Here is a 24,397-nt window from a genome sequence, read left to right as displayed (position 1 = left end):
TATGATAGGAGACGGCTAGTATGAGAGCGTCTTCTAAGTCCTGACGGCAGTCTATTAAACAATGAAAAAAGCTAATGTCTGAATGTGAGACATTAGCTTTAATGGCTGGCGTTTAGGTTGGTGAGCAAGTCACTTGCAGGCAGCTTTATTTGCAAAACCAGGTTGCTTTTTATCATATAATTGCACTGTGCTTAAAATCATTTATTTGATTTAAAAAAGTGTCTAATTCGGCAGAATTAAATAATAATTGCTTATGTATAAAAAGGATTCTTAAATACTGAATGAAAGAAAAACATCAAAAGAATGATGGCTAGTACAATCACAATCTCAAAAGTATGTGAACTGCCATCTTCTTTTTCTTGCTCAGTCTTCTCCCTCATTTGTTCCCTATATTTTCTTTGTATTTCATCTTTTTTCTTATCCATCTTACTCGACTCCTTTCAAAGTAAAGCCAAGCAATTCTGAATTAGTAAAAATCAACCATCACCTTTCACCTTCATTTTTTTCCATTATTTTTGTGAAAGGCAATTAAAATCACTGTTGCCAATATTGTTAAGATTGATGTCTTTGTTTATTTCTCGTGCATACGGTTTAATGAAATCCACAATAGGTGTCATATCAAAAGGAAAATCAAAGTCCAGCAACTCAGAATTTGATTTATATACCTGTTCTTTAACAAAGAAGTGACAATCTGGTTTCATGTTTAACAGACCATCTATAATAGAAAAGGTATCAGCTGTAAAGTCTTCAAGATATCTTTCTTCAGTGAATGTAATGATAAACCTCACTCTGAATAAAACGATTATTCATTTACTTTTATGCCACAATTCTTCACTACATTCTTAAACAAAAAGCAATCTATTCAGATATACTCTTTAGTGTTTTCTTCTCTCATCTTTTTGTTTAGTTCGAAACCAATTAAGACATTGATAATCGCAGCTGGAAAATATAAAATTCCTGCACCCATAATTCCTATCGCCGTACTTGAACCAACGATAAATGATTGCATTGCTACACTTCTTGCCTTCAAACTAAGTAACACAAGAATTCCTGCTAAAACACCTATAAACCGAGCATTTCCCGAAATAAAGAAATCAGATAAGATCCCAAATAATTGTCCAACGATTGATAACAGAATTCCTATAAAGCTGGAAAGCACAACTAGTTTTTTAATGACTTGACACCCCTTTCAAAGCCTTTCATTCAACTACTTAAACCGTTTTTGATATAGATTTTTAAGTATAGAATCCCACGCTACAAACACTTCAGCAATCCACCACTCTCTTTCCGTTCAGTCCAATACCAAATGATCCTAATATCCATTATGGTCGCTATGACAATTGGATTACACATTGAAAAGTTCTGTAAACAGGTATTAAAATGAAAAAACTTTTTTACATGATGTATTATCATTAATAAAGGTTAACATTTTCACAGTAAACAATTCTATACTTTTGTGTATAAAACTGCCGTTTCATTCAGATATTAATCATCTTGGCCGTTTCCCTTATTTCTACGCCACCAACGAGCTACTACTGCAGGTATTAGCAGTAGAGTACCGACAATAAGCAACATAAACAAGATTACAAACAGTGCTCCTGTTCCCGGAACAATTTCTTCATAGGTAATAAAGCGTTCATCCCCCTGCAGGACGAAGAACCGAGAATTTTCGAGAAAGGCTAGATGAAAGGCTATAGACGTCCATAAGCTTTTTGTTACAATACGCAGGAGTTGAAGGATGAATCCAAAAAACAACAATAAAACAATATAATCTAATGTGATAGCAGGTGATTCAATTCCTGCTATATATTGCAAACCACTTACAGTTAATGGTGCAAGCACAAATAGAATCGGCTGTAGGAGTAAGGCTATGAAACAATTAAATCGCCTGTTCAGAGCATTGTACACCGTCCCACGAAAAGTTAATTCCTCTGGAAAAGCTTCATAAAAAAAAGCGATCATCATGTTTAAGAGCAATACAGTAACTAAATGGGCAGAGAAGTGAAATTGTGTAACTTTGATCCAGCCCAATAAATGGGCGATAGCGAATCCAGATGCTGATAGAACAATCACATACATTGCGCCCATAATGGCTTTCGGAATGGCTTGCCGCCACCCAGACAGTCCGATAGAGTAGAATGGTCTACTAGAAAACCGCTTAAGAAGAATGTAGAGCAACGGGACAGTAATTAATGTCACTAAACCTGCTTGGATACCTTGCTTCAAAAGCTTGGAAGCTCCCGCTTGGCTAGCCATTGAACCGACTAAAGTAGCAAAAAACAAAGCAAAAACAAACGTTCCCCAGCTGAGCAAGATCGTTGCCAACCATTTTGGATGATTGTTTTGTTTTCCGCTTTGGTTATGATAAGTATTCATTTGGATGCCCCTTTCACATCATTCATATAAGCACTAAACAAGAAAATAAATTGCGCAACTTATTTAAACTTTATTATTACGATACGTTCTAGATGCTGTTATTGTTTCAAATTTCTTCCTTACCCTACTTCAGTTGCGTCGATTTTTTTTAATAAATAGACATAATCCAGCATTCAAGGTTATTTAGACTTTAACAAAAAAATGCCCTTCCAGTTCAAGGGCATTTGGTAACGATTCTATCAATTTATTGTATTCATTAACTCGAAGAAGTATTCAGGTTTATGGGTCTTATTAAGCTTATACCACGAATGCAATGTATCTGGTGCAAATACATCTAGTTTTTTCAGTACTTCCATCGCAAATTCCAGGGGAGCTATTCCTGATGCAGTTACCAAATTTTCATCAGATACTGCAGGTCCCATCTCGTAAAATGTTTCTCCTTTATAAGCAGGACAGACCATTTTCATATACTCTAAATCATTGCTTGTATGCTTTCTAGAATCTAAGTATCCATGATTCGCGAGGCCTAGGGTTGCACCACAAATGGCAGCAACAACCGTGCCAATCTTTAAAGCTTCGCCAACTTTTTTCAAGATCGGTTGATGAATATCTTCTCCCCAAGTATTCCCTCCGGGTAAAATGATAAGATCATTACTCTCAAGAGTACACTCATCAAGCGAAATGTCTGGTTTTATGCTTAGCCCTCCCATCGTCGTAATCATTTCTTTATTAGCTCCTACTGTAACTACTTTTAAAGGTGCAACCTCTTTTTTAAAATATCTCCCTGAATGAAGTTCTGCAATTAAATATCCATATTCCCAGTCTGACATTGTATGAAATACATAAAGATAAACTTTTTTTGTTTGCATCCATAACACTCCAATCACAATTGATAAAGCCCATTAGAATGACTTCGTGCCCATCCTTTAATGCCATATGGGTGGCAATAGGAACAATTATAAACATCTCATGCTACACCTGCCCTATTATCATTGATGTAACATTTCGCATAATGTTTACCTTTAAATTGGTGTTTTTCTATTTTCTTGTTCCACTCTTTCCCCTTGTTCTCTTAACTTACTAAAAATCAAAAAAAGATGAACGAATAGGTTTTTATTTAAACATCTCATTGGAAATATATCGATTTCACTCCTATTTTTGTGGTATTAATAGAAGGTGAATACAAAATAAATTGAATGAGGAGGCCCGATTCATTTGAAAAATAAAGCGACATTAAAACTTGGAATATGTATTGGACTTTTATGTTTAAGCCTTACTGGTTTCAAACCCTTTTACGGATCAACGCATGCTGAAGCAAAAGGTATAGGAGACACAAAAATGACAAGCTGCATAACGAATAAAAAATTTGTTCAACTTGAGAAAAAATTTGATGCCAGGCTTGGCGTTTATGCAATTGACACAGGTACAAACAAGACGATCGCTTACCGTCCGAATGAACGGTTTGCTTACGCATCAACCTATAAAGTTCTAGCCGCAGCTGCTGTCCTGGAGAAAAACTCAATTGAAAAACTTAATGAAGTCATCTACTACAGCAAAGACGATCTTGTTACATATTCTCCAATCACAGAAAAACACGTAGATACAGGTATGAGCCTGAAGGAAATCTCAGAGGCTGCTATCCGTTACAGCGATAATACTGCTGGGAACATATTGTTGCAACAACTTGGCGGCCCTAAAGGTTTCGAAAAGTCACTGAAACAGATTGGGGATCATGTAACCAAGGCAAATCGATTCGAGACGGATCTAAACTCTGCCATTCCTGGAGATATTCGTGACACAAGCACCGCAAAAGCATTAGCAACCGACCTTAAAGCTTTCACTGAGGATAACACTCTCACGACTGATAAGCGCACGATCTTAACTGATTGGATGCGGGGGAACGCTACTGGTGACGAACTGATTCGGGCAGGCGCTCCTATAGGATGGGAAGTCGGCGATAAATCTGGAGCCGGAAGTTACGGAACACGAAACGACATTGCTATCGTTTGGCCGCCTAATAGAGCTCCTATTGTTTTGGCAATCCTATCAAAACGGTTTACGAAAGATGCTAATTATAATAATGCTCTTATCGCTGAGGCTGCAAAAGTCGTCCTTAACGATCTGAAATAGTAGATGAAGACTCCTTTTTGGAGTCTTCTTATTCTGAAACCGGTTTATAATACTCTTGGTTTATTCGGACTCACTTCCCAATATTTCGTATCGTTAGAAGACACTAACATATCAAATATATCTCAAAATTAGAATCTAAGTTAACCGCATCTTCAAAATCATCAATTGAATCGAGGTATAACATATATTCTAATCCATTTCTTGATTTGTGTGTACGTATCTTCCACCATAATAATACCCAATTAAAACGTACCCCCTCGGGGAAATCTTGAACTTCATTATATTCAATGATTCCTTCTATACTGAGTATTTCAACCCCTTCAAACATTTCCATCCCATTATGTTGTAACAAAAACTCTTTAAAATCATTAGGAAAAGTAACACCTAACTTCTTTTCTAAATTGCTAATTTCTTTAGGACTTGCTGGATCTTTGAAGTGAATGGTTTTTCCATTAGTATCCATCTTGTTTGATTCCATCAATGAAGCATATACCAATAGACTTTTGGAGTACACTTCTATTAAGGTTAAAAAAAGATCGGCAGATGCACGAATATCTAACCGATCTGCAATAGAATAGCTCCTCTTAGAAGCTTCCAACACCATTTGATTCTGGAACTTCCATACTCAAACACTCTGTGTTCTCCCAGTTCCGTTACATTTTCCTTCGTTGTTACAGTCAACATTTCACTAGCTGGTGATGCCTTACCTGAAACACTAATCGCTTTTACCGTCGTCATAACTAAGCTATTAAAAACGTATCGTTATACACTGTACCAGATGCGGTGCGAATTTTCTGATTAGCTCTGTATACCTCATATTCTTGTCCATTATTGGAGGTTCGACATCATCGCATTAGGTTTACATCAATTACGTTATAAAAGGCATTAGAGGTATCCGCAACATCCCACACCCCTAGAATGACATGATAACCACTGCGATCAGTTGGTACATAAATCTTATGAGATAGATTAGTATCAGCCTTTGAGCCATCATGATCTACAGTTCCAATTAATTCAAACTCATCTCTTGTTAAAGGTTTGTTTGGATTCCAATCTTTCTTGGTTATATAATAGTGCCACTTTGATGTTGCATGAGGAGCAGTATAGTGCCAAGTAAAGGTGTTTAGACCCCCACGGATGTTTTGTTTTACCCAATGATCTGCAGTCTGCCTGTCTAACCCAAAGTCAATTTGACCCGAGCCTCCATTTGCTGATGCAATTTTCCCATCTGGCGGACCCGCGGACGGAAACCCTTTTGGTCCCTCTACCGATTGAGGATTATCAATTACGGAACCATACTTTTGATTAGCTGCCGTCCAACCAATTATTTGTTTTTCTAATGAACCCATGTACGCTCTACTAGCAGGTTCTTTTATATACCCGTGTGCAGATACATCACCTGCAAATAAAGTAGCACCAACACCTAGAATAGCAGTTAGAACAGCCCCCTTGATAAAACCCTTCATTACTAAATCATTCCTCCCTTTATTGTGAAATTTTTCTCTTTCCTACTATAATAATTCATTACGTGTGAGGTAATCTCCTTCTTTATCATTGAAGGCGTAAAATTTAAAGAATTTCATGCTCTCCAGTTCCTTTGTTCTTCAGCTTTTTGACAAAACCTCCTTGCATACAGCTTTCCATTTTTGTCACAGATACCGAACACTTTATCAATCTCTACCTGATCTTTTGGAAACTCTATAAAACTCATATCATCTGCAGTATTATTTAACCCTGCCGCTCGATATGTGTGGTATTGATTCCTCTACACCCATTTTTAATAAAACACTGCAACTTGAATCAAAAACTGCAGCTGGGTTCTTTACTTGTTATGTACTTCCCCTGAATCGTCTTAATTAGAAACAAGGCATTTTCCTCTTTCTCTTTAAAACACTTGTTTTTTTCAGAATCCTTGTAAAAAAGAATCCATTTTGCAATTCAACATCAAGAAAATCTAATTCTTCTTTATTGTCATTTTATTTGGTCTTGATCGCACGTATTCTAAATGTAGCTTTGACATAAAGTCACCGATGTTAGAAATAAATCCCCTGACGTTTAAAAGAATGTCGGCGATGCATTTTTCCTTAGATAATGCCTAAAGTTTTGTTCTTTTTAACTAAACGGGGCACTATAATTGAGCTATAGGTTCATAGAAAGAAAACAATTAAAAGGAGGATTTTTGTGTTTCAAACCTTAGACCATTTTTTAAAATCTTGGGAGTTCGAAGCCGATGCAACACAGAAAATACTAAATCGTCTAACTGATGAATCACTTAAACAGGAAATAACTTCACAAAATTGGACTTTAGGCCGTATTGCTTGGCATACTGTCGCTGCCATTCGCATCATTACCTCAAACACAGACTTAACATTTCACGCTCCAGCTGAAGATTATCCTGTTCCTGATTCGGCTCAGTTTATAGCAGACAGCTATAATCAAGCCAGTAATGCATTTGTACAGGCATTAAAAACCCAATGGACTGACCATACACTTCAAGAACATATCAACTTTATTGGCCAACAATTGCCAAATGGTTCACTTTTGATGTTTTTGATTCAACACCAAAATCACCATCGAGGACAAATGACGGTTCTTATGAGACAAGCAGGATTACCTGTTCCAGGTATTTATGGGCCAGCAAAAGAGGAATGGACAAAATTTGGTTTGGAACCCCCGCAAATGTAATCAAACTTTTTTTATAAAGAAGTTAACCCATTACAATATATAAAAGCATGTTTTGAACAATCTTATTTCAAAACATGTTCTTTCCTTTTGTTCATTTATCAATATTGTTATAAACATAAATTTAATTAAGTTTTATTCCAAACCTAGACTAAATAATATTGCCTGAGTGATCAGGATTACAAAAAAACACTGATAAGGTGACTATATCCGACTTCTTCCATTTTCGTTGAGAACGGCTTTTCACATTGTTTACACTTTATTTGACCTCACCTTATTTAATCCATATTTTCCACGTCGCTTTTCTGATTAAAATTGTTGTTTTATTGGGATTCTTCATCAAAAAAGCGCTCTGCTTTCTGCTGCAGATGCGCTTCATCTCTCGAAATATGGGTATGGACATATACCATCATTCCAGATTATTTGGACTTAATAACTCTATCTTCTAGTTGCTGAATCTTTCCCTAAAAGCTGCTACTCTCAAACTTTAAAAAACGTAGACGGTATGCCTCCAATATAGTTACAACATAAGCTAAGAAAATCCTATAACATTGTTCCTCGGGTTTGCATATGGAGGGCTAATTTATTCCTCGAGAGATCCACAAAGAATGGATCTCCCCTGTATATAACTTTTCTCCGTCATAAGGAATTAAGTAATGGTAAAGTCAAATGTATCTACTAACGATTCAACGCACATAAAAGTTGACCTTAACTAATTGAATCACCCTTAGCGTATTTTTAATATCAATTAAGTAAGTCTCCTGATGGTCAGTTTATTAGATAATTTTCCACCCTCTTTTTTGATGTGTTTATAAATGCTGCTAAAGATTCTATGTTCTAAGTAGGAGGTGATATTTTGTTTGTATCGCCAATGTTGCTACATCCAATAAAGACCTTTTGTTGAAGAGGTAAGATTTAAAAATTTCTATTAGTTCATTTCCACTCTTCCTCTAAAATAGCGTAATAATATTCATCCCACCATTCATTGCCTTTGGGAATACATTTTTTAAAGAAGCCTTCTCTTCTCATACCGATTTTCTCCATAACTCGGTATGATGGAATATTCTCAGGTTGACACGTAGCTATAATCCTATGTAAGTTCATTTCTTTAAATCCATATTCCAAAATAGCTTCTGCTGCTTCAGAAGCATACCCTCTATTTTGATAATTCGGATTAAACACCCACCCAATCTCAAATGTATGTTCACCAAAATACTTATAAAAAACAATATGGCCTATAAGAGAACCTTCATCTATTAGTACTACAGGAAATTTTTCAGCGTTATCACCTCTGTTTTTATTTACAAATTCTTTTGCATCTTCTACAGTAAAAACCCCTTCTGGTATATACTTCATAACATTAGCATCTGATGTATACTCATATACAGCTTGCCAATCTTTGAATTCAAATTCACGTATCAATAACCTTTTTGTTGTTATATGCATTAAAGTAACTCCCATCACCGTCGCCTCTTAGTAACTCACAATAACAAAAATTTCTCAAGGAACGATCAGCAGCCCGTTAGCTATCCCTGATTAAAGATGATCTGTTACCACACTGTTACGTTAGAACTTCCACTACTTTGATATCCCTCTGTCGCTAAGACTTGGTAAGACCAATTGCTACCCAGATTCATTCCATGACTCTTCCATGCGTTAACATGATTGCTGAAAGTGATTGTAGCGTTGCTTCCAGTTGGTCTCTTCGACTGACGAACACTCCAGTACTGCGTAAAAGTAGTGCTTGGGCCATCAATGGAAGGTGCGTTATAACGTGTAGTTGTATATATGTCATATGTACCCCCATCACTGTTTACAGTACCTTTATACGTTCCTGTTGGTCTATAAGTACCCCATGAATCCACTACATAATATTCTATGAGAGGTGATCTCGTCCAACCATATAAAGTCAAATATCCATTGCCATTCGGCGCCCAAACTCCGGCATTATAGTTTATTGTCCTAAATGGCGAACCTGTAGTCCAACCTTTACCAACAACGAAATTTCCGGTATTAGACCAATTAACACTGTAATTCCCGCCAGACCCATTGACAGCGTTTACTATTCCGCCCCCATCAGTCCAATTTTGCCAGTAGTCTGTGCTAGCTGCAGAGGCGGTTGCCGAAAACAAGCTAATACCCATTAAAGCTGCCGTTAATCCAACTAAGAAATTCTTTTTAAACTTAAACATATGTTACCTCCTTAATATTTTTTCTGACTTTGACATGAGGTAGCACTCGTATATATTTAAAACATTATTAATTACCGACGCCAAAGCTTTAGATCGTCCCCTTCAATATAATACCATGAATTCATGAGTGAATATTAAGAATAACTGTAATTTAATTACAAATACCTAAAAAATCACATTATAAGTGGTCTTGTTTCACCATAGCCTTATCCTTTTTTCATAGAATCACAATTCTTGTTTCTAAATCTGATGGAGTAATATCTGTAATTAATCCCCATTCGAACCATTTCGTACAAAGGAGATATACATTAGAGATTGTGAAGTCTTTTTAGCTGCTTCAGGCAGTGCACCTTACTTTGAAGCTGTATGGAACGTTTCATGTCCAGAAAATCTGCTCATAAGATTGTTTACTGCGTCTTTGATGTTATCTACAAAGACGGTCAGTCAATTGCAGCTAGGCCCCTCACTGAGCATAAGACAGTTCTGAACTCACTTGAACTAAATCATCGGTCTGAACTATTTGGATATGGACTACCCTGAAAAAGCGATCCCTCATTTTAAGGATGCTCTAGACAAAGCACGAGAAATCGATATGTCACGATTAATCGGATCATCTCTGTACAACCTTGGCTTATGTTCATTTGCCGAGGAAGCTTATGAAAAGACAGCTGAGTACTTTAAGGAGGGGATTAGAGTATACCAGGATAATGGGTATGAGCACTCAAATCGGTTATTAGACATCAATTTTGACAAAAACCACATTCAAAATGAGGCACAATCAGAAGGAATCTCTTGGTGTGCACACGGGTGTCTTTGTCCAAAAACTTAAACGATGAGATTATGGCCAAAATGTTTGAATTCATTCATGTCTTATATGTAGATAGCGGGAAAGAAAAATTAAATTCGATTCTAAATTATATAGAATTAAAGTCAATGCTTTCAGACGTAGAGGATTTAGCTGCAGCGAAGTATTAATTAGAAGACCATAAAGTGGCTGTTGCTTATTATGAGAAAGTGCTTTATGCCCGTAAACAAATTCAGAGAGAGGATTGTCTTTATGAAACTTAAGCGTGCATCTGTCTTTATTTTAGCCATTGTTTTAATTGAACTCGTCAGCATTTATTTAACTAACACTCAAAAAGAAATCCAAGATGCTCGTAGAGGACATACAGCCAGTATTGGATACTTTACTGATGGTCATTCATATGAAATATGGCTAGTAGAGGCCATACTTCTTAAATATGTATTATCCCCCCTGAAAATTTTGAAGGGGGTTATTTTTATGATTTATGTCCACCAGTAAGCCCAGCTCTGTGAAGCGCAGTTCCTGCAGGTGTATAAGAAACTGTTCTTAGAATCGCTTTCGATCCGTATTTGTTTCTATCCCATCCATTACAAACCCGAGCTTTCTTCTTTCAAATAGGCTTATTTGCTGATTAGAGTCATCTTCAATATTAGACAGAGTGAACTGAGATACTTCGTACTTACATGATTCTAGTAAGAAGATTCGTTATTATCATTATTTTGACTGATGTTCCCTTTAAAAAGAATCATGTATGATCGTTAAAGAAAACGTTTTCAAAGAAAGGGGATGCCAACATGTCTTATCGTATGAAACGAGTGTTGTTGCTTCTTGTTACTGGATTGTTTATGAGTTTGTCTGCAGTCACTTCTACTGCCTCGGCTCAAACAGGTGGATCGTTTTTTGACCCTTTTAATAGCTATAACTCCGGATTATGGCAAAAAGCAAATGGTTATTCGAATGGAAATATGTTCAACTGCACTTGGCGTGCAAATAACGTATCAATGACGTCATTAGGTGAAATGCGTTTGGCGCTAACAAGTCCATCTTATAACAAGTTTGACTGCGGGGAAAACCGCTCTGTTCAAACATATGGCTATGGACTTTATGAAGTCAGAATGAAACCAGCTAAAAACGTAGGGATCGTTTCATCGTTCTTCACCTACACAGGTCCAACGGATGGAACTCCTTGGGATGAGATTGATATCGAATTTTTAGGAAAAGACACAACAAAGGTTCAATTTAACTATTATACAAATGGTGTAGGAAACCATGAAAAGATTGTGGATCTCGGATTTGATGCAGCCAATGCCTATCATACGTATGCGTTCGATTGGCAGCCAAACTCTATTAAATGGTATGTCGATGGGCAATTAAAACATACTGCGACAAGCCAAATTCCGACAACACCAGGAAAGATCATGATGAACTTGTGGAATGGTACGGGTGTAGATGAATGGCTCGGTTCCTACAATGGTGTAACACCTCTATACGCTCATTACGACTGGGTGCGTTATACAAAAAAATAATGTCTAAGAGCCTGCTACCCCGATATAGCCAGGCTCTTATGATTGTAATGAGAAGTTGTTGGCATTCCCTATAGTGAAACTGAAGAGCAAATTAAAGAAACAATTCTATACTTTTTAAATTTATATGAATTAGTTTCTTAACTAAATGATACAAACAGCGATTGTATTTTTAGTCGCTTTTTGTTATGACTTATGCCCACCAGTAAGGCCAGCTCTATATAATGTCGTCCCTGCAGGCGTATAAGAAACAGCCCATAATATCGCCTTTGCATCGTACTTATTTCTTATCCCGTCCCCCTGTATAGAAAAGGATGTCTTGAGGTATGCGGATGAAGGATTTTCAAACCAGCACTAAAAAGCCCTTTGAGTCGCTTGAAAGAGGACAACTTTTACATAATTCGTGATCACTTGTTCCTCTGTTGATACCTTACATATATTGCTATCACCCTGGATCTCCTTCCTATAAAGTTTTATTAAATAATGATTGCCATCGCTAATGCATTTGTCAGCTTGCACTCCCTCGATGATTTTTACCTTCATGAAATGCATCACCCTTGGGTAAGGCTATGTAACAGCTGTTTGTCCAAATGAGGAGAGTTTAAATGAGGTTGAAAACAAAAAAACACCGATAGTATGAAACCATTGGTGTTTACAAGACATTTTCACTCCCAGTAAGCTTAAATAAATCCTAAACTTTGTTTCTGAAAAGCTCTATCATCTAATATTTTTTTATGTTGATTGCAGCGTTTATAATAATTAATCTTATTGGGGAGTGAAAACGAAATATGTTTGAAAATCACTCGTCCCTCAAAAAATTAAAAACTGAGCGGCAGTTCTTCGAGTGCTCTCATCAGAAAATTCCCTTTCCATTTAATTTGTTCCTTTTCGCCTTTTATCTGTATATTTGGACAGCGGCGTAATAAGGTGGAAATAGCAATCTTTGATTCTAAGCGGGCAAGCTGTGCACCAAGGCAAAAATGGCTGCCATGGCCAAAAGCAATATGGCGGTTGTTCTTTCTTTCAATATCAAATATGTCAGAATTCGAAAATATCTTTTCATCACGGTTTGCTGATGCTAAGGAAATGATGATCACATCTTTCCGTTTAATCTCCTGCCCATGCAGTATAAACGGTTCAGCGGTCCAGCGAATAGTCGTTAACTCAACCGGGCTGTGAAACCGCAATGCTTCTTCTATGGCTGAATTAATCAAGCCCGGCTGTTGGCGGAGCTTTTCTAATTGATCATGGTGACACATCAGAGCATATGTCATATTGGTGATTAAGTTTACGGTTGTTTCATGACCTGCAACGATAAGCAGCATAATCATCGAGTACAATTCTTCTGTACTCAATTGTGTGCCTTCACTTTTCACTTGAATTAATACACTGATTAAATCTCCTGCAGGTTCGCTCCTTTTTATACGAACTAAGTATTCCAGATATTCAACAAATTCTCCTAACAAATGGTCATTCTCCTGAAGTCTTTCAGGGGCATCTGAAAAATCAATAATTGCTTGCGACCAAACTCTGAATCTTTGACGATCTTCTAGGGGAATGCCAAGCATTTCACTTATCACGATAATCGGCAAAGGAAACGCATAATCGTCTACTAGGTTCATGAATTTGTTGGGCTGTACTTTATCCAATAAAGAATCTGCTATATGTTGAATTTTGTCTTCCAATTGCAAAATCATCCGATGAGTAAATGCTTTCTGAACAAGAGTTCGCAGGCGATTGTGATCAGGGGGATCTGAATTAAGCATATGCTTTGTTAAAGGCTCTTCATTCTTCAATAGAACAGGACGTTTTTCTTCTTTTGCGGTAATTACATTTTCATAGTTTTTCTTTAATTTTTCATTCTTTAATAAATGTATTGCATCATCATATCTCGATATGAGCCAGCCTTCTCCCAATTTTCCTAAAGATAATGGGTAGAGCGGGTGTGATTTTCGTGATTCTTTGTAAAAATCATATGCTTCATCTTTAAATGCACTCGAACACAATTGGCTTTCAGTCAAAATGGTTAAACTCTTTTTTTGTTTTGAAGACATGCATTCAACCTCCATCTTCATAAGGGTTATGATAATCTTTACATATAAAATCAGAACGATTTGTAAAACTATTTCTATTGGTCTCAATTGAAAAATATAAATTTTCGAGTCATTATCTATCACAAAAAAGAAATCTAATTATGTGTTTGAAGGACTTTTCTTTTAAAACCCCAATTATAAATTTCATGATCAAATCGCCTGATACGGGATTCACTAAATTCTTCAAAGCCGTTCTTTTGGTAAAATGATCTGTTGAGATCAGTATTGGTGATAAGGGCCAAGACGCCGCCCCCGCTTTTTGAAATAAAAGGTATTAGATAGTCATTGATCATTTTGCTGCCCAAACTCTTTCCCTGATAAGATAGCGAAACTCCTAATACTTCTAAATACCATGCCGGCTCTTTTAAGGATCTGTAAGATTTTTTAGCCTCATTAGCCACTGTCAACATGTTCAATACTGAAAATCCCCCCATTTTGATTAATTTTATCCCTCCTGCTGCTATATAATCGCTCAAGCTAATATCGGGTTTATCACGATGTTTTAATAGAGCAGCAACAACAATTTCACCATTCTGAATACCAACAAAACAGAAATGCTTTTTAAAATATGCTTTTGTTAGTACTTTATGCATTTCAAAAATAAATGAACGATCTTTTTTTCCGCGTTTTACGAGTAAATCCATAAAAGGATATTGCTTGAAAGATTCATGGAATAGCTTTGCCACTTTGTTTAATTCATCAGCTCTTGCTTGTCGAAAAAGAAACATTGATACACCCCCTTTTCCAATAAACATTTTTTGACTCATGAACACATGTTCATTATAATGGTAAGAAAATTTGAGTATCAATCTGCAATTTAGCTGTACATGTTCATTAATGGACAATACATGATAAATTGTATATTAACGGAGGACGCTATGGGGGACAGACGATCAATCAAGACAAAAAGTGCTATAAAACATGCCTTTTTAACGTTGCTTCAGGAAAAAGAAATCAACAAAATAACTGTTTCCGATTTATCTAAAAAAGCAGATATAGGCCGAGGCACCTTTTATCTTCACTACAAAGATGTTTTTGACTTGTATGAGCAGATCGAAGACGAAATATTTGAACAGCTAGGAAGCATTTATGATGCATCTTTTCCAAGTGAGGATCCACTGAACATACTGACCTTTATAGAAAAAACTACAGAATACATATATCAAAACGTCGAAATTTTTACATTGTTATCAAAACCAAAAATGAATGTTCTTTCAATCAACAAACTTAAAGAATTTTTTAAAACGAAAATGATTGAGGAATTGAGCATGTTACGACAATCAGCAAAATCAATTACGGAAACTGAGAAATTTGAAACAACATTTATCGTTTCAGGTGTAGCAGGAGTTATAGAGGAATGGATTAAGAACGGGATGGTACAAACACCATCGAGTATTTCCGGTATCATACAACAATTACTGTTGAAAATCGAAGCATAGAGACAAAAGGGTATATATACTTTTTTACTATCCTTAGTACTTTCTTGCTTTACATGAGACTAATCTGGCTATATTGAAAGAATCCGTTTACTCCACAAAGCATGTTTTTTAAAGAAGAAAAAATTCATTTAATATTAAAGACAGAGTTAAAAAAGAAGCTGATTAATGTCGATCTGACAATACTCAGCTTCTTTTGTTAACTATATTTTTAATTATTTATTGCCAACCATTAATTTGCATCCAAGTCCAATAAACACTATATTGAAACTTTATTTAGAATTGAATTTCTTATTATCTTTAAGAGTTTTTGTGGCTAATGTTGAAAAGTATGTTGCAAACATGTACCACAGCAACACTATTGTAGCGAAGGTAGCCCCTAATAGCAGAAAGGACATTGATACAGATTGTCCTGATGCTGATGCAAACTGAGGTAAAAATGATAAATAGAACAGAATGTTTTTAGGCATTGCGATATTAGTGATAATCCCTTGCATATAATGTTTTTTAAGCGTTTCGTTAGCTGTATTCTTTAAGCTTATTCCATTACCTTTTTTAAAAGGTAGGAAATAGTTTTCCTTGTATTAACAATAAATAACCAAACAATATATTAGCTTAAAAAAGCAACCACACTGGTGGCTGCTTACATAATTTAACTAACTTTCCCTTCCTTTTGCTTCTGTTCCTCAACCATTTCCACAAATAACTGAAGAAAACGAGTATCAGCAGTCAACTCTGGATGAAAAGCACAAGTAAGAACATTTCCTTCTCTTGCTGCAACAATTTTCCCATCATATTTTGCTAACACTTCTACATTTTGCCCCGCACTTTCAATATAAGGAGCCCGGATAAAAACAGCTTTAAAAGGATCCTCAAGTCCAGTTATATCAAGATCCACTTCAAAGCTGGCAATTTGCCGGCCAAACGCATTTCGCTTTACTGAAATATCTATAATTCCCAAGTGAGATTCTTCTGAACCAGCAAGCTCCTTAGCGACTAACACCATGCCAGCACAAGTTCCAAGGATAGATTTTCCGGCCTTGTAAAATTCTTTTAATGGATCAAAGAAATCGTAACGGTCGATGAGCTTTCTCATCGTTGTACTTTCACCACCAGGAAGAATTAACCCATCAATTTGTTCAAGTTGCTCAGGTTTCTTGATGACAACAGCCTCTAATCCCAATGCTTTAATTTGTTTCACATGCTCTGAAACGGCACCCTGCAGTCCTAAAACTCCAATTATTTCCATCTCACCAACCTCGCTCTTGCATTCTTTCTTCAAGAGATAATTTTGAAATGTCGATTCCTTTCATCGCAGTTCCAAGCTCTTTAGAAAGCTTGCTGATTAGATCATAATCAGTGTAATAAGTTGTAGCTTGAACAATAGCATTTGCAAATTTTTCAGGATTTTCAGATTTAAAAATACCTGAACCAACAAACACTCCATCAGCGCCAAGCTCCATCATTAACGCAGCATCAGCAGGAGTAGCAATCCCTCCAGCAGCAAAGTTTACAACCGGAAGCTTACCCGTTTTTTGAATTTGTTTTAAAACCTCAAAAGGTGCTCCAAGTACTTTCGCTTCAGTCATTAATTCATCTTCGTTCATCACAGAAATTTTGCGGACCTGAGCAGTTACTTTACGCATATGGCGAACGGCTTCCACAATGTTACCTGTACCAGGCTCACCTTTAGTACGTAGCATTGCAGCACCTTCACCAATACGGCGTGCAGCTTCTCCAAGATCACGGCAGCCGCATACAAAAGGTACAGTGAAATCGCTCTTCAATAAATGGAACTCTTCATCAGCAGGTGTTAACACTTCACTTTCGTCAATGTAATCAACCCCCATTGCCTCAAGTACTTTTGCTTCTACAATATGACCAATACGAGCTTTAGCCATTACTGGGATGGATACTGCATTCATTACTTCTTCAACAATACGGGGATCTGCCATTCTTGCAACCCCACCCGCAGCCCGGATGTCAGAAGGAACTCTTTCTAATGCCATTACAGCAACAGCACCTGCTGCTTCTGCTACTCTTGCTTGTTCTGCATTGACAACGTCCATAATGACGCCGCCTTTTTGCATTTGAGCCATGCCTCTTTTTACAGTTTCAGTACCTAATGTTTTTTTCATTTGTTACACTCCATTCCATCAACTATTGTAATTAAAGAATATATTGATTAGTATAAAAAGGAATTGACCACATTGAAAGTGCCAGTTTCTTAAAAAACAGAATGTCAGTTTTAAGGAGATGCAATGAAAATGGAAATGCTATCATGTCATTTAGATAGATCAAGTGATATACCTTTATATGAACAATTATATTTATATATAAAAAAAGAAATTATAGCAGGTCGCATACCATACGGGACAAAACTGCCCTCTAAACGAAAATTAGCTGATTTTTTAAAAATCAGTCAAAACCCAGTTGAGACAGCATATGAGCAATTGGCAGCAGAAGGATATATTGAGGCTTCTCCCCGCAGGGGCTATTTTGTTATGACGTATGAAGATTTAGAATATGTACAAACAAATCAATACTTACAAGAAAATACAGAAGAAGCTCAGGAATATATAAAATATGATTTCCACCCAAGCGCTATTGACACAAAGAATTTTCCATTTTCCGTGTGGCGCAAATATGCCCGAAATACAATCGACAAAAAGAATCATTCCTTGTTACTGCTCGGAGACTCACAAGGAGAGATGGTGTTGCGGCAAGAAATCGCTCATTATCTTTATCATGCAAGAGGAGTACATTGTTCACCAGATCAAATTATTGTTGGCGCAGGCATAGAAATTTTATTGCAACAGCTATTGCTCTTATTAGATAAAAAAACGGTATATGGTGTAGAAGATCCTGGTTACCATTTGATTTTACGAATTCTGAAGAGCTATCCAAATGAAGTGTACGCTCTTGAAGTAGATGGGGAAGGAGTAAAAGTAGATACGATTCATCATAAAAATATAAATGTCGTTTATATAGCACCATCCCATCACTTTCCATACGGAACTGTACTATCGGTAAATCGCAGGACTAAGTTGTTAAAATGGGCTGCAGCGAAAAAAAACCGCTATATTATAGAAGATGACTACGATAGTGAATTTCGCTATAGCGGAAAATCAATTCCTTCCTTGCAAAGCATGGGTCTTGCTGAAAAAGTGATTTATTTAGGAGCATTTTCAAAATCATTGATGCCATCGATCAGAATTAGTTATATGGTGCTGCCAAGACACCTCTTGAAGCAATATAAAGAAAAGTTGTCATTCTATCACTCCCCCTCTGTCTCAAGAATTGACCAACACATTCTGGCTCAATTCTTGAAGGAAGGAGATTTCGAAAGGCATCTAAATAGGATGCGAAAGCTTTATCGCCGTAAGCTCGAAAAAGTTATAGAATTGCTAAAACCGTATGAAGATAAGCTCTCAATCATTGGAGAACACTCTGGACTTCACATAGTTCTTGTTGTTAATAATGGTATGAGTGAGGATGAACTGGTCAAAAAGGCATCTGAGGCACACATGAAAATTTACCCGATATCCACTTACTCACTCGAGAAAAAGTCTGAAAGTCCTCCAAAAATCATTCTTGGATTTGCCGGTATTCATGAAGATGAATTAGAAGATGCAGTGCAAATGTTGTTAAAGTGCTGGAGACTTTGATTTATTTTCATTCAAACAGAATACCCCTAGACATCCTTATCGGTTGGGATAAAAAAACAAAATAAACGTAGATACTGTGGTTTCCCCTATATTTTTATAAGTATGATACACATCTCCTGGGAAAACCACAGCTTCTCCAGAAGAAGCTCTGTAGACTTTATCTTCTATTTCAATTTCTATATTTCCAGTGGAAATGAAAACATATTCTTTAACGCCCTTATAATGAGGATTGGACTTATGTACGCCACCTGATTTTATTTCCATTTTATAAACCTCAAATTTAGTTTCATTATCAAAAGGAATAAATGGACAAGTCATATAAATTCCGTCATCTTCTATCAAGTGGGTAGAATTGTCTGATTTCACTATTTTTATAGATGGTTGCGGCGTTCCTGTACATGGTATTCCCCTTTATAATGCAGCATTAGGTTACGCAAAGCTTGCATGCCCAGATGGACTGAAACCTGAGTTAAAAGATTCATGTGAGAGAGTTTTCTCAGCAATGAATAATGCACCTGAGATGGTAGCTGGTACAGGCGGATTCTGCACTGAACTTATCAAGAATACTAATGGAAAACTTATTGGAAAGCTTGGATCTGACGGGGTATATTGTGTAGCAATTAAAGGATTTGACATTGGTATTGCAATAAAAATTGAAGATGGGAATTACACTAGAGCAATAGCTCCGATTGTCATAAGATGTCTCGAGGATCTTGGTGTGTTAAGTCCCTCGGAAACGAAAAATTTGAGATCATTTAAAAGTATAAATATAACCAATGCTTCAAATAGCGAAGTTAATGCTGCTTTTCACCTTGACGAGGCAGTTCATTGATCTAAAGTTATGACTCGAACTATAAACGAAACATCCCGGAATGTTACTCTAGCACCTAATCATGAATTCCTCGATTGATTTTACTTCTAAATTAACCGTTAATATAACGGCTTTTTCTCATCTCCAAGAAGATAAGCGAATCTTGTTTTACATTAGTAATACATTTTTCACTATTGTCTCCTCTGCCCTGCACCATGCAAATAAAACGGCAGGAATTATATTCCTGCCGTTTCATATCGTGTACGTTTCCCAATGAGATCGAACCAGATTTCCCTTCCCTGATTATGTGAGAAATAATATTACTCCATTAAATAGAGTACGTACTCCAGCAATTTTTAAGTCGTCCCACCTTCAAAAAGCTGTACGGGCAAATACGTTTCAAGCGGCAAATCATCAAATTCGCCTTCAATTTGTTTTTCTAAAATCTCAATGGCTGTTTCGGAAATTAATTCGATCGGCTGTTGGATCGTAGTCAATTCTGGCAGAATAGCCTGAATGGTTTCTGTGCCGTCATAACCAATCACTTTTAATTGACCTGGAATGTTTTTTCCACGTTTTTTGGCTTCCGTAATGACCCCTGCAGCTATGATATCATCACTGGCAAAAATCCCGTCAACTGCAGGCTGTTCATCAAATAGTTTTGAAATGATGTTCCGGTAGTCTTCATGAAAAGACACTTCATATGTAATAGGCTGTCTTCCATATTCACGCATAACATCTTCATAGGCTTTTCTCCTGAGATTTGCGGGTGTTTCAAGTTCGATCGGCCCATTGATGTGAATGATGTGCTGACAGTCCTTTTTTATCAGTAGTTCTGCTGCCTTTTTGCCCCCGTCAAAGTTGTCTGAGCCGACGACAGGAACAGTTTCCGATAAGTAATGGTCAATTGCGACAATCGGAAGATTTTGCTGGTGATAATTGAGTATTCCCCGGTTGTAAGTGACGGCGATGACGCCATCCACTTGATTTCTAATCAGCATTTCGAGATATTTTTCTTCTTTATCTATTCGATTTAAACTGTTGCAAAGCAGCAGTTTATAGCCCTTAGATGTGCAGATGCTTTCAATATAAAAGGCGAGTTCGCCAAAAAACGGATTGCTGGAGTTTGGAATGATAAGCCCTATTAAATTAGTACGCTTTCGAAATAAAGAACGGGCCAAATCATTTGGAAAGTAATTGATTTCTTCCATCGCCTTGTAAACTTTATCTTTTGTTTTTTCGCTAATATAGCCGCGATTATTTAATACCCTCGACACGGTTGTAGATGAAACTCCCGCTATTTTTGCAACATCGTGAATGCTAGGCTTCATTCCCTTTCCCCCTGCTTTACTGAAATGGCTTACAATTCTCGTCACGCACTTATTTTAGAGAATCGGACTGACATGTGCAAGGATTTTCCATAGATCGTATTGTATATTCAAGTTTGTTCTTTAAATTTAGAATTATGCATAAATTTATGTCAACCGGTTGACATGTGAAACCGGTTGACATACAATTCTTTTTGAAAGCGCTTTTACATTTTTTGTGCAAAAGGAGGGAAATTAACGAATATGAAAAGATTGATGTTAGGAAGTTTGTCGTTGCTGCTCATGTTTGCAGTCTGGGGTTGTAATAAAAGCGAAAGCGCAAATAGCAACGGAAAGAAAACGGTTACAATGTGGGTGCACGTATCGGATGATAATGAGGAAGGAAAGGTTTATCAAAAGCGGGTGGATGCTTTTAATAAAAAGTACGCTTCAGAAAATATCGAGGCAAAAATTGAATTTATTCCCCGAAGCGGAAACGGTGGAGGTTATGAAGACAAAGTGAATGCGGCACTAACAACGAACACCCTGCCTGATGTCATCACTTTGGACGGACCAAATACTGCGGCTTATGCGAAATCTGGCGTTATTGCACCCTTGGATGAGTATGTTAAAGACCAGGATGATTTATTGCCAAGTATTAAGCAGCAAGGCACCTACCAAGATAAACTGTATGCCATCGGCGTCAGTGAATCGTCGGTTGGCATCTACTATAACAAAAAAATGCTGAAGGATGCCGGAGTCGATTTGAAAACGCTACCAACAGTAAAAGATCCTTGGACATGGAAGGAATTTCTTGAGCTTTGCAAAAAGCTGAAAAATAAATACGATAAACCTGCCATCGATATGCAATTACAGTCAAAAGACGAAATATTGACTTATGCGCTCTTACCGTTTGTTTGGTCAGCTGGTGGGGATATTCTTACAGAAAACGGGAAGAAAGCGGATGGCGTCTTTAACAAAAAGCCAACCGTTGAAGCGATGACGTTTATACAAACGATGCTTAAAGAGGGCTATACAACTCGTACCCCTGTCAAACAAGCGTTTGAAACGGAGAAATATCCGATGAAGATGAGCGGCGTCTGGACAATAACAGATATGAAAACAAACTTTTCCAATGTCGATTATGGAGTTATGCCATATCCTGTATCGCCAAAAACCAAAAAGCTTGTCTCTCCTTCGGGAAGCTGGCAGTTTGCAATGACACAAGCGTCTGAAAATAAAGAATGGGCAGCAAAATTAGTAGATTGGATGACTAATAAGGATTCCAATATTGAATTGAGCCGATCGATCGCCGCCCTGCCTGTACGTTATTCATCAGAGAAAGTGCTGACAAAAGAATTTTCTGATGAAATGAATGTCTTTATGCAGCAACTGAAAGAAACAGGTCATGCACGTCCGGTGACACCGGCATATCCGCAGGTAACTCGAGCATTTCAGCAAACAATCGATGACATTAGCTTTTATGATCAGAATCAGGATATTCAAAACGTGCTAGATACACATGTAAAAGAAATGCAATCTGCCATCGATAAGGCAAACTAACAGGTGGGCGCCATGAATAAAACAATATTGAAAGAGACTAGACCGGCCTTTCCATTAGAAAGAAAGACAGTGAATAAAAAACGCTGGCGGGAAAACGCAGTCGCATATATGTTCTTAGGGCCGGCGTTGCTTATTTTATTAATGTTTCTTGTGATTCCTTCCATCATGGCTGTATACTACGCATTTACAGATTACTATTTGTTGACGCCTGATTTGCGTAAGTTTATCGGCTTTGATAATTTCATCAAACTTTTTCAGGATCCAATCTTCTTAAAAAGTTTGGGCAACACAATTAAATTTGTCGTCTTTTTGATACCGTTACAGATTGGGACAGCACTCGGGCTTGCCCTCCTATTGAATAAAAAGCGCAAAGCCAACGCTTTTTTCAAAGTCGCATACTTTAGTCCTGTCGTCATGTCACTGGTTGTCATCTCCGTTTTGTGGTTGTACTTGCTGAATCCGAATGAAGGTATGATAAATAATGTATTGGCGCACTTCGGCCTATCACCACAGCCTTTCTTGACGAGCCCTAAGCAAGCAATCTTTACGATCGTTGTCGTTTCCGCTTGGCAAGGAGCAGGTTTTCAGATGCTCATTTTTTTAGCTGGTTTGCAAAACATTCCCGAGGATGTCTACGAGGCGGCGCAATTAGATGGTATGAATAAATGGCAGCGTTTTATTTACATTACATTACCTTTATTAAAACCGACATCTGTTTTTATCTTTATCACAACGCTGATCAGCGCGTTTAAACTCCTTGTTCAGCCCATGGTTATGACCCAGGGCGGACCAGTCAATTCAACGATGACGGTTGTCTATTATATTTATCAAACTGGATTTACCGATCGGATGGTCGGATATGCAAGCTCGATCGCACTCTTGTTTGGAACGATTATTGGATTGGTGACACTCGCACAACGCAAGCTGGTTAAGGAGGATGAAGACCATTGAGACGTAAGTTCGGGCCATTGACAATTCTTGAGTATACGTGTCTTGTTTTGCTGGCCGTTCTATTTATTTTTCCGCTAATTTGGATGATTGCATCCTCAATGAAACCGGAAGCGGAAATTTACAACAATATGAACAGCTTCAAAGCGTTTCTGCCCTCTCTTCACCTGGCAGAATGGTTTTCGTCCTATAGGGAAGTGCTGACTCGGTTTGATTTGCTTATGTATATTGGCAACAGTCTTTTTTATGGTTTGTGCGTAGCAGCCGGATCTGTTGTGATTAACGGAATGGCAGGGTTTGCATTCGCCAAACTCCAATTTTCAGGGAAAAAGATGCTCTTTGGCATTTTGTTGGCGCTTTTAATTGTACCGTTTGAAACGATTTTAATCTCACAGTTTACAATTATTCATAAAATCGGTCTGGTCGATACACGTCTTGCCGTTATTTTGCCGGCATTAGCGGGGGCATTCAATATTTATTTGTTCCGAAACTTTTTCATGGCAATTCCCGAGGAAATGATTGAATCGGCCAAGCTTGACGGGGCAAATACATGGCAAATCTTCTGGCGGATTATGATACCGATGTCTAAACCAGCTGTCGCCACTGTCGGAACCTTAGCCTTTATCGGCAGCTGGAATGATTATATTTGGCCGCTAATGGTTTTGACGGATAAGTCGAAATTTCCGATTCAAGTTGCGATTACTGCTATCAACAGCACAGAGCCTGTCTACACAAACCAAGTTATGGCTGTATTAACGATTTCCACCATCCCACTGATCTTGATTTATATTGTGGCTCAGCGCTACATTTTGGAAGGTCTTAGCGGTTCAGGGACAGGTATAAAATAGATATCAATGTTGGGT

24 protein-coding genes and 5 pseudogenes are annotated in these 24,397 nt (G+C 37.3%); 11 read left to right on the top strand and 18 right to left on the bottom strand.

Going from position 1 to position 24,397, the window contains the following annotated elements:
• Positions 1-251: 251 nt before the first annotated feature.
• From AC0DBE_RS05160 to AC0DBE_RS05145, 4 genes are all read right to left on the bottom strand, one after another.
• Positions 252-425, bottom strand: coding sequence for a hypothetical protein (locus tag AC0DBE_RS05160; protein ID WP_472961289.1), 174 nt, complete (start codon positions 423-425; stop codon positions 252-254).
• Positions 426-862: 437 nt separating this feature from the next.
• A complete protein-coding gene (locus tag AC0DBE_RS05155) occupies positions 863-1,159 on the bottom strand; it encodes a permease (protein ID WP_080490486.1) in 297 nt (98 codons plus the stop codon).
• A 326-nt stretch (positions 1,160-1,485) separates the two neighbouring features.
• Positions 1,486-2,376, bottom strand: coding sequence for a CPBP family intramembrane glutamic endopeptidase (locus AC0DBE_RS05150; RefSeq protein WP_014114023.1), 891 nt, complete (start codon positions 2,374-2,376; stop codon positions 1,486-1,488).
• Between the two features lie 239 nt (positions 2,377-2,615).
• Positions 2,616-3,245 (bottom strand): type 1 glutamine amidotransferase family protein, encoded by a 630-nt coding sequence (locus AC0DBE_RS05145; RefSeq protein ID WP_326198730.1) that lies wholly within the window; start codon positions 3,243-3,245, stop codon positions 2,616-2,618.
• A 340-nt stretch (positions 3,246-3,585) separates the two neighbouring features.
• Between AC0DBE_RS05145 and bla the strand changes: the two genes are divergently transcribed.
• Positions 3,586-4,506, top strand: a complete 921-nt coding sequence (gene bla / locus AC0DBE_RS05140; RefSeq protein WP_472961354.1) for a class A beta-lactamase — start codon at positions 3,586-3,588, stop codon at positions 4,504-4,506.
• Between the two features lie 28 nt (positions 4,507-4,534).
• On the opposite strand, the pseudogene AC0DBE_RS05135 reads toward bla, so the two are convergent.
• Positions 4,535-4,969: pseudogene (locus tag AC0DBE_RS05135) on the bottom strand (SMI1/KNR4 family protein).
• A gap of 382 nt (positions 4,970-5,351) precedes the next feature.
• Positions 5,352-5,972, bottom strand: a complete 621-nt coding sequence (locus AC0DBE_RS05130) for a lytic polysaccharide monooxygenase auxiliary activity family 9 protein (protein ID WP_014114028.1) — start codon at positions 5,970-5,972, stop codon at positions 5,352-5,354.
• A gap of 715 nt (positions 5,973-6,687) precedes the next feature.
• Here AC0DBE_RS05130 and AC0DBE_RS05125 point away from each other — a divergent pair.
• Entirely contained in the window at positions 6,688-7,191 is a 504-nt protein-coding gene (locus AC0DBE_RS05125; protein ID WP_472961286.1) for a DinB family protein, read from the top strand.
• 930 nt (positions 7,192-8,121) lie between these two features.
• On the opposite strand, the gene AC0DBE_RS05120 is transcribed toward AC0DBE_RS05125, so the two are convergent.
• Positions 8,122-8,634: a GNAT family N-acetyltransferase gene (locus AC0DBE_RS05120; protein ID WP_072566843.1), complete on the bottom strand. Its 513-nt coding sequence runs from the start codon at positions 8,632-8,634 to the stop codon at positions 8,122-8,124.
• A gap of 104 nt (positions 8,635-8,738) precedes the next feature.
• Positions 8,739-9,380, bottom strand: coding sequence for an endo-1,4-beta-xylanase XynA (gene xynA / locus AC0DBE_RS05115; RefSeq protein ID WP_472961284.1), 642 nt, complete (start codon positions 9,378-9,380; stop codon positions 8,739-8,741).
• 307 nt (positions 9,381-9,687) lie between these two features.
• Here xynA and AC0DBE_RS05110 point away from each other — a divergent pair.
• Both AC0DBE_RS05110 and AC0DBE_RS05105 read left to right on the top strand, forming a co-directional pair.
• Positions 9,688-9,887: pseudogene (locus AC0DBE_RS05110) on the top strand (ATP-dependent DNA ligase); the annotation flags it as partial.
• A 550-nt stretch (positions 9,888-10,437) separates the two neighbouring features.
• Positions 10,438-10,683 (top strand): hypothetical protein, encoded by a 246-nt coding sequence (locus AC0DBE_RS05105; protein WP_114150473.1) that lies wholly within the window; start codon positions 10,438-10,440, stop codon positions 10,681-10,683.
• Here AC0DBE_RS05105 and AC0DBE_RS05100 read toward each other — a convergent pair.
• Positions 10,661-10,864 (bottom strand): annotated as a pseudogene (locus AC0DBE_RS05100) (DNA polymerase); the annotation flags it as partial. The gene AC0DBE_RS05105 and the pseudogene AC0DBE_RS05100 overlap by 23 nt on opposite strands.
• A 115-nt stretch (positions 10,865-10,979) precedes the next feature.
• Between AC0DBE_RS05100 and bglS the strand changes: the two are divergent.
• Positions 10,980-11,711, top strand: coding sequence for a beta-glucanase (gene bglS / locus AC0DBE_RS05095; protein WP_072566394.1), 732 nt, complete (start codon positions 10,980-10,982; stop codon positions 11,709-11,711).
• Between the two features lie 183 nt (positions 11,712-11,894).
• On the opposite strand, the pseudogene AC0DBE_RS05090 reads toward bglS, so the two are convergent.
• The 4 genes and pseudogenes from AC0DBE_RS05090 to AC0DBE_RS05075 form a co-directional block, all read right to left on the bottom strand.
• Positions 11,895-12,005 (bottom strand): annotated as a pseudogene (locus tag AC0DBE_RS05090) (DNA polymerase); the annotation flags it as partial.
• Positions 12,006-12,143: 138 nt separating this feature from the next.
• A pseudogene (locus AC0DBE_RS05085) lies at positions 12,144-12,251 on the bottom strand (hypothetical protein); the annotation flags it as partial.
• A gap of 275 nt (positions 12,252-12,526) precedes the next feature.
• Positions 12,527-13,762 (bottom strand): cytochrome P450 family protein, encoded by a 1,236-nt coding sequence (locus AC0DBE_RS05080; RefSeq protein WP_472961282.1) that lies wholly within the window; start codon positions 13,760-13,762, stop codon positions 12,527-12,529.
• 134 nt (positions 13,763-13,896) lie between these two features.
• Positions 13,897-14,529, bottom strand: a complete 633-nt coding sequence (locus AC0DBE_RS05075) for a GNAT family N-acetyltransferase (RefSeq protein ID WP_472961280.1) — start codon at positions 14,527-14,529, stop codon at positions 13,897-13,899.
• 150 nt (positions 14,530-14,679) lie between these two features.
• Here AC0DBE_RS05075 and AC0DBE_RS05070 point away from each other — a divergent pair, with 150 nt between their 5' ends.
• On the top strand, positions 14,680-15,240 hold the full coding sequence (locus AC0DBE_RS05070) for a TetR/AcrR family transcriptional regulator (protein WP_472961278.1): 561 nt from the start codon (positions 14,680-14,682) through the stop codon (positions 15,238-15,240).
• 269 nt (positions 15,241-15,509) lie between these two features.
• Here AC0DBE_RS05070 and AC0DBE_RS05065 read toward each other — a convergent pair whose 3' ends face one another.
• The 3 genes from AC0DBE_RS05065 to pdxS all read right to left on the bottom strand — a co-directional run bounded on the left by AC0DBE_RS05065 (position 15,510) and on the right by pdxS (position 17,375).
• Positions 15,510-15,779 (bottom strand): LysE family translocator, encoded by a 270-nt coding sequence (locus tag AC0DBE_RS05065; RefSeq protein WP_472961352.1) that lies wholly within the window; start codon positions 15,777-15,779, stop codon positions 15,510-15,512.
• A 110-nt stretch (positions 15,780-15,889) separates the two neighbouring features.
• Positions 15,890-16,486 (bottom strand): pyridoxal 5'-phosphate synthase glutaminase subunit PdxT, encoded by a 597-nt coding sequence (pdxT, locus tag AC0DBE_RS05060; protein ID WP_114150470.1) that lies wholly within the window; start codon positions 16,484-16,486, stop codon positions 15,890-15,892.
• Position 16,487: 1 nt separating this feature from the next.
• Positions 16,488-17,375, bottom strand: coding sequence for a pyridoxal 5'-phosphate synthase lyase subunit PdxS (gene pdxS, locus AC0DBE_RS05055; RefSeq protein WP_072566398.1), 888 nt, complete (start codon positions 17,373-17,375; stop codon positions 16,488-16,490).
• A 129-nt stretch (positions 17,376-17,504) separates the two neighbouring features.
• On the opposite strand from pdxS, the gene pdxR reads away from it, so the two are divergent.
• Positions 17,505-18,905, top strand: coding sequence for a MocR-like pyridoxine biosynthesis transcription factor PdxR (pdxR, locus tag AC0DBE_RS05050; RefSeq protein WP_472961275.1), 1,401 nt, complete (start codon positions 17,505-17,507; stop codon positions 18,903-18,905).
• Between the two features lie 36 nt (positions 18,906-18,941).
• Here pdxR and AC0DBE_RS05045 read toward each other — a convergent pair whose 3' ends face one another.
• A complete protein-coding gene (locus AC0DBE_RS05045) occupies positions 18,942-19,223 on the bottom strand; it encodes a cupin domain-containing protein (RefSeq protein ID WP_472961273.1) in 282 nt (93 codons plus the stop codon).
• A gap of 34 nt (positions 19,224-19,257) precedes the next feature.
• Here AC0DBE_RS05045 and AC0DBE_RS05040 point away from each other — a divergent pair, with 34 nt between their 5' ends.
• Positions 19,258-19,737, top strand: coding sequence for an asparaginase (locus tag AC0DBE_RS05040; protein WP_472961271.1), 480 nt, complete (start codon positions 19,258-19,260; stop codon positions 19,735-19,737).
• A gap of 335 nt (positions 19,738-20,072) precedes the next feature.
• On the opposite strand, the gene AC0DBE_RS05035 is transcribed toward AC0DBE_RS05040, so the two are convergent.
• On the bottom strand, positions 20,073-21,047 hold the full coding sequence (locus AC0DBE_RS05035; RefSeq protein ID WP_242733126.1) for a LacI family DNA-binding transcriptional regulator: 975 nt from the start codon (positions 21,045-21,047) through the stop codon (positions 20,073-20,075).
• A 240-nt stretch (positions 21,048-21,287) separates the two neighbouring features.
• On the opposite strand from AC0DBE_RS05035, the gene AC0DBE_RS05030 reads away from it, so the two are divergent.
• The 3 genes from AC0DBE_RS05030 to AC0DBE_RS05020 are packed head-to-tail and all read left to right on the top strand — an operon-like array spanning position 21,288 to position 24,382.
• Complete coding sequence (locus tag AC0DBE_RS05030) at positions 21,288-22,586, top strand: ABC transporter substrate-binding protein (RefSeq protein WP_472961269.1); 1,299 nt, start codon at positions 21,288-21,290, stop codon at positions 22,584-22,586.
• Between the two features lie 12 nt (positions 22,587-22,598).
• Complete coding sequence (locus tag AC0DBE_RS05025) at positions 22,599-23,537, top strand: carbohydrate ABC transporter permease (RefSeq protein WP_114150466.1); 939 nt, start codon at positions 22,599-22,601, stop codon at positions 23,535-23,537.
• Positions 23,534-24,382, top strand: a complete 849-nt coding sequence (locus tag AC0DBE_RS05020) for a carbohydrate ABC transporter permease (protein WP_038429249.1) — start codon at positions 23,534-23,536, stop codon at positions 24,380-24,382. The genes AC0DBE_RS05025 and AC0DBE_RS05020 overlap by 4 nt, the downstream gene beginning before the upstream one ends.
• Positions 24,383-24,397 lie beyond the last annotated feature (15 nt).

It is taken from the genome of Bacillus sp. VA15 (assembly GCF_055721145.1).
Note: the sequence above shows the minus strand (reverse complement) of the source record. Positions and strands in the feature narration are given on the sequence as shown.

Excerpts from the sequence above, each read along its gene's own strand:
- AC0DBE_RS05160 (WP_472961289.1), bottom strand. The coding sequence starts at position 425 with ATGGATAAGAAAAAAGATGAAATACAAAGAAAATATAGGGAACAAATG.
- AC0DBE_RS05150 (WP_014114023.1), bottom strand. The coding sequence starts at position 2,376 with ATGAATACTTATCATAACCAAAGCGGAAAACAAAACAATCATCCAAAA.
- AC0DBE_RS05145 (WP_326198730.1), bottom strand. The coding sequence starts at position 3,245 with ATGCAAACAAAAAAAGTTTATCTTTATGTATTTCATACAATGTCAGAC.
- AC0DBE_RS05130 (WP_014114028.1), bottom strand. The coding sequence starts at position 5,972 with ATGAAGGGTTTTATCAAGGGGGCTGTTCTAACTGCTATTCTAGGTGTT.
- AC0DBE_RS05120 (WP_072566843.1), bottom strand. The coding sequence starts at position 8,634 with ATGCATATAACAACAAAAAGGTTATTGATACGTGAATTTGAATTCAAA.
- xynA (WP_472961284.1), bottom strand. The coding sequence starts at position 9,380 with ATGTTTAAGTTTAAAAAGAATTTCTTAGTTGGATTAACGGCAGCTTTA.
- AC0DBE_RS05105 (WP_114150473.1), top strand. The coding sequence starts at position 10,438 with ATGAAACTTAAGCGTGCATCTGTCTTTATTTTAGCCATTGTTTTAATT.
- bglS (WP_072566394.1), top strand. The coding sequence starts at position 10,980 with ATGTCTTATCGTATGAAACGAGTGTTGTTGCTTCTTGTTACTGGATTG.
- AC0DBE_RS05080 (WP_472961282.1), bottom strand. The coding sequence starts at position 13,762 with ATGTCTTCAAAACAAAAAAAGAGTTTAACCATTTTGACTGAAAGCCAA.
- AC0DBE_RS05075 (WP_472961280.1), bottom strand. The coding sequence starts at position 14,529 with ATGTTTCTTTTTCGACAAGCAAGAGCTGATGAATTAAACAAAGTGGCA.
- AC0DBE_RS05070 (WP_472961278.1), top strand. The coding sequence starts at position 14,680 with ATGGGGGACAGACGATCAATCAAGACAAAAAGTGCTATAAAACATGCC.
- pdxT (WP_114150470.1), bottom strand. The coding sequence starts at position 16,486 with ATGGAAATAATTGGAGTTTTAGGACTGCAGGGTGCCGTTTCAGAGCAT.
- pdxS (WP_072566398.1), bottom strand. The coding sequence starts at position 17,375 with ATGAAAAAAACATTAGGTACTGAAACTGTAAAAAGAGGCATGGCTCAA.
- pdxR (WP_472961275.1), top strand. The coding sequence starts at position 17,505 with ATGGAAATGCTATCATGTCATTTAGATAGATCAAGTGATATACCTTTA.
- AC0DBE_RS05045 (WP_472961273.1), bottom strand. The coding sequence starts at position 19,223 with ATGACTTGTCCATTTATTCCTTTTGATAATGAAACTAAATTTGAGGTT.
- AC0DBE_RS05035 (WP_242733126.1), bottom strand. The coding sequence starts at position 21,047 with ATGAAGCCTAGCATTCACGATGTTGCAAAAATAGCGGGAGTTTCATCT.
- AC0DBE_RS05030 (WP_472961269.1), top strand. The coding sequence starts at position 21,288 with ATGAAAAGATTGATGTTAGGAAGTTTGTCGTTGCTGCTCATGTTTGCA.
- AC0DBE_RS05025 (WP_114150466.1), top strand. The coding sequence starts at position 22,599 with ATGAATAAAACAATATTGAAAGAGACTAGACCGGCCTTTCCATTAGAA.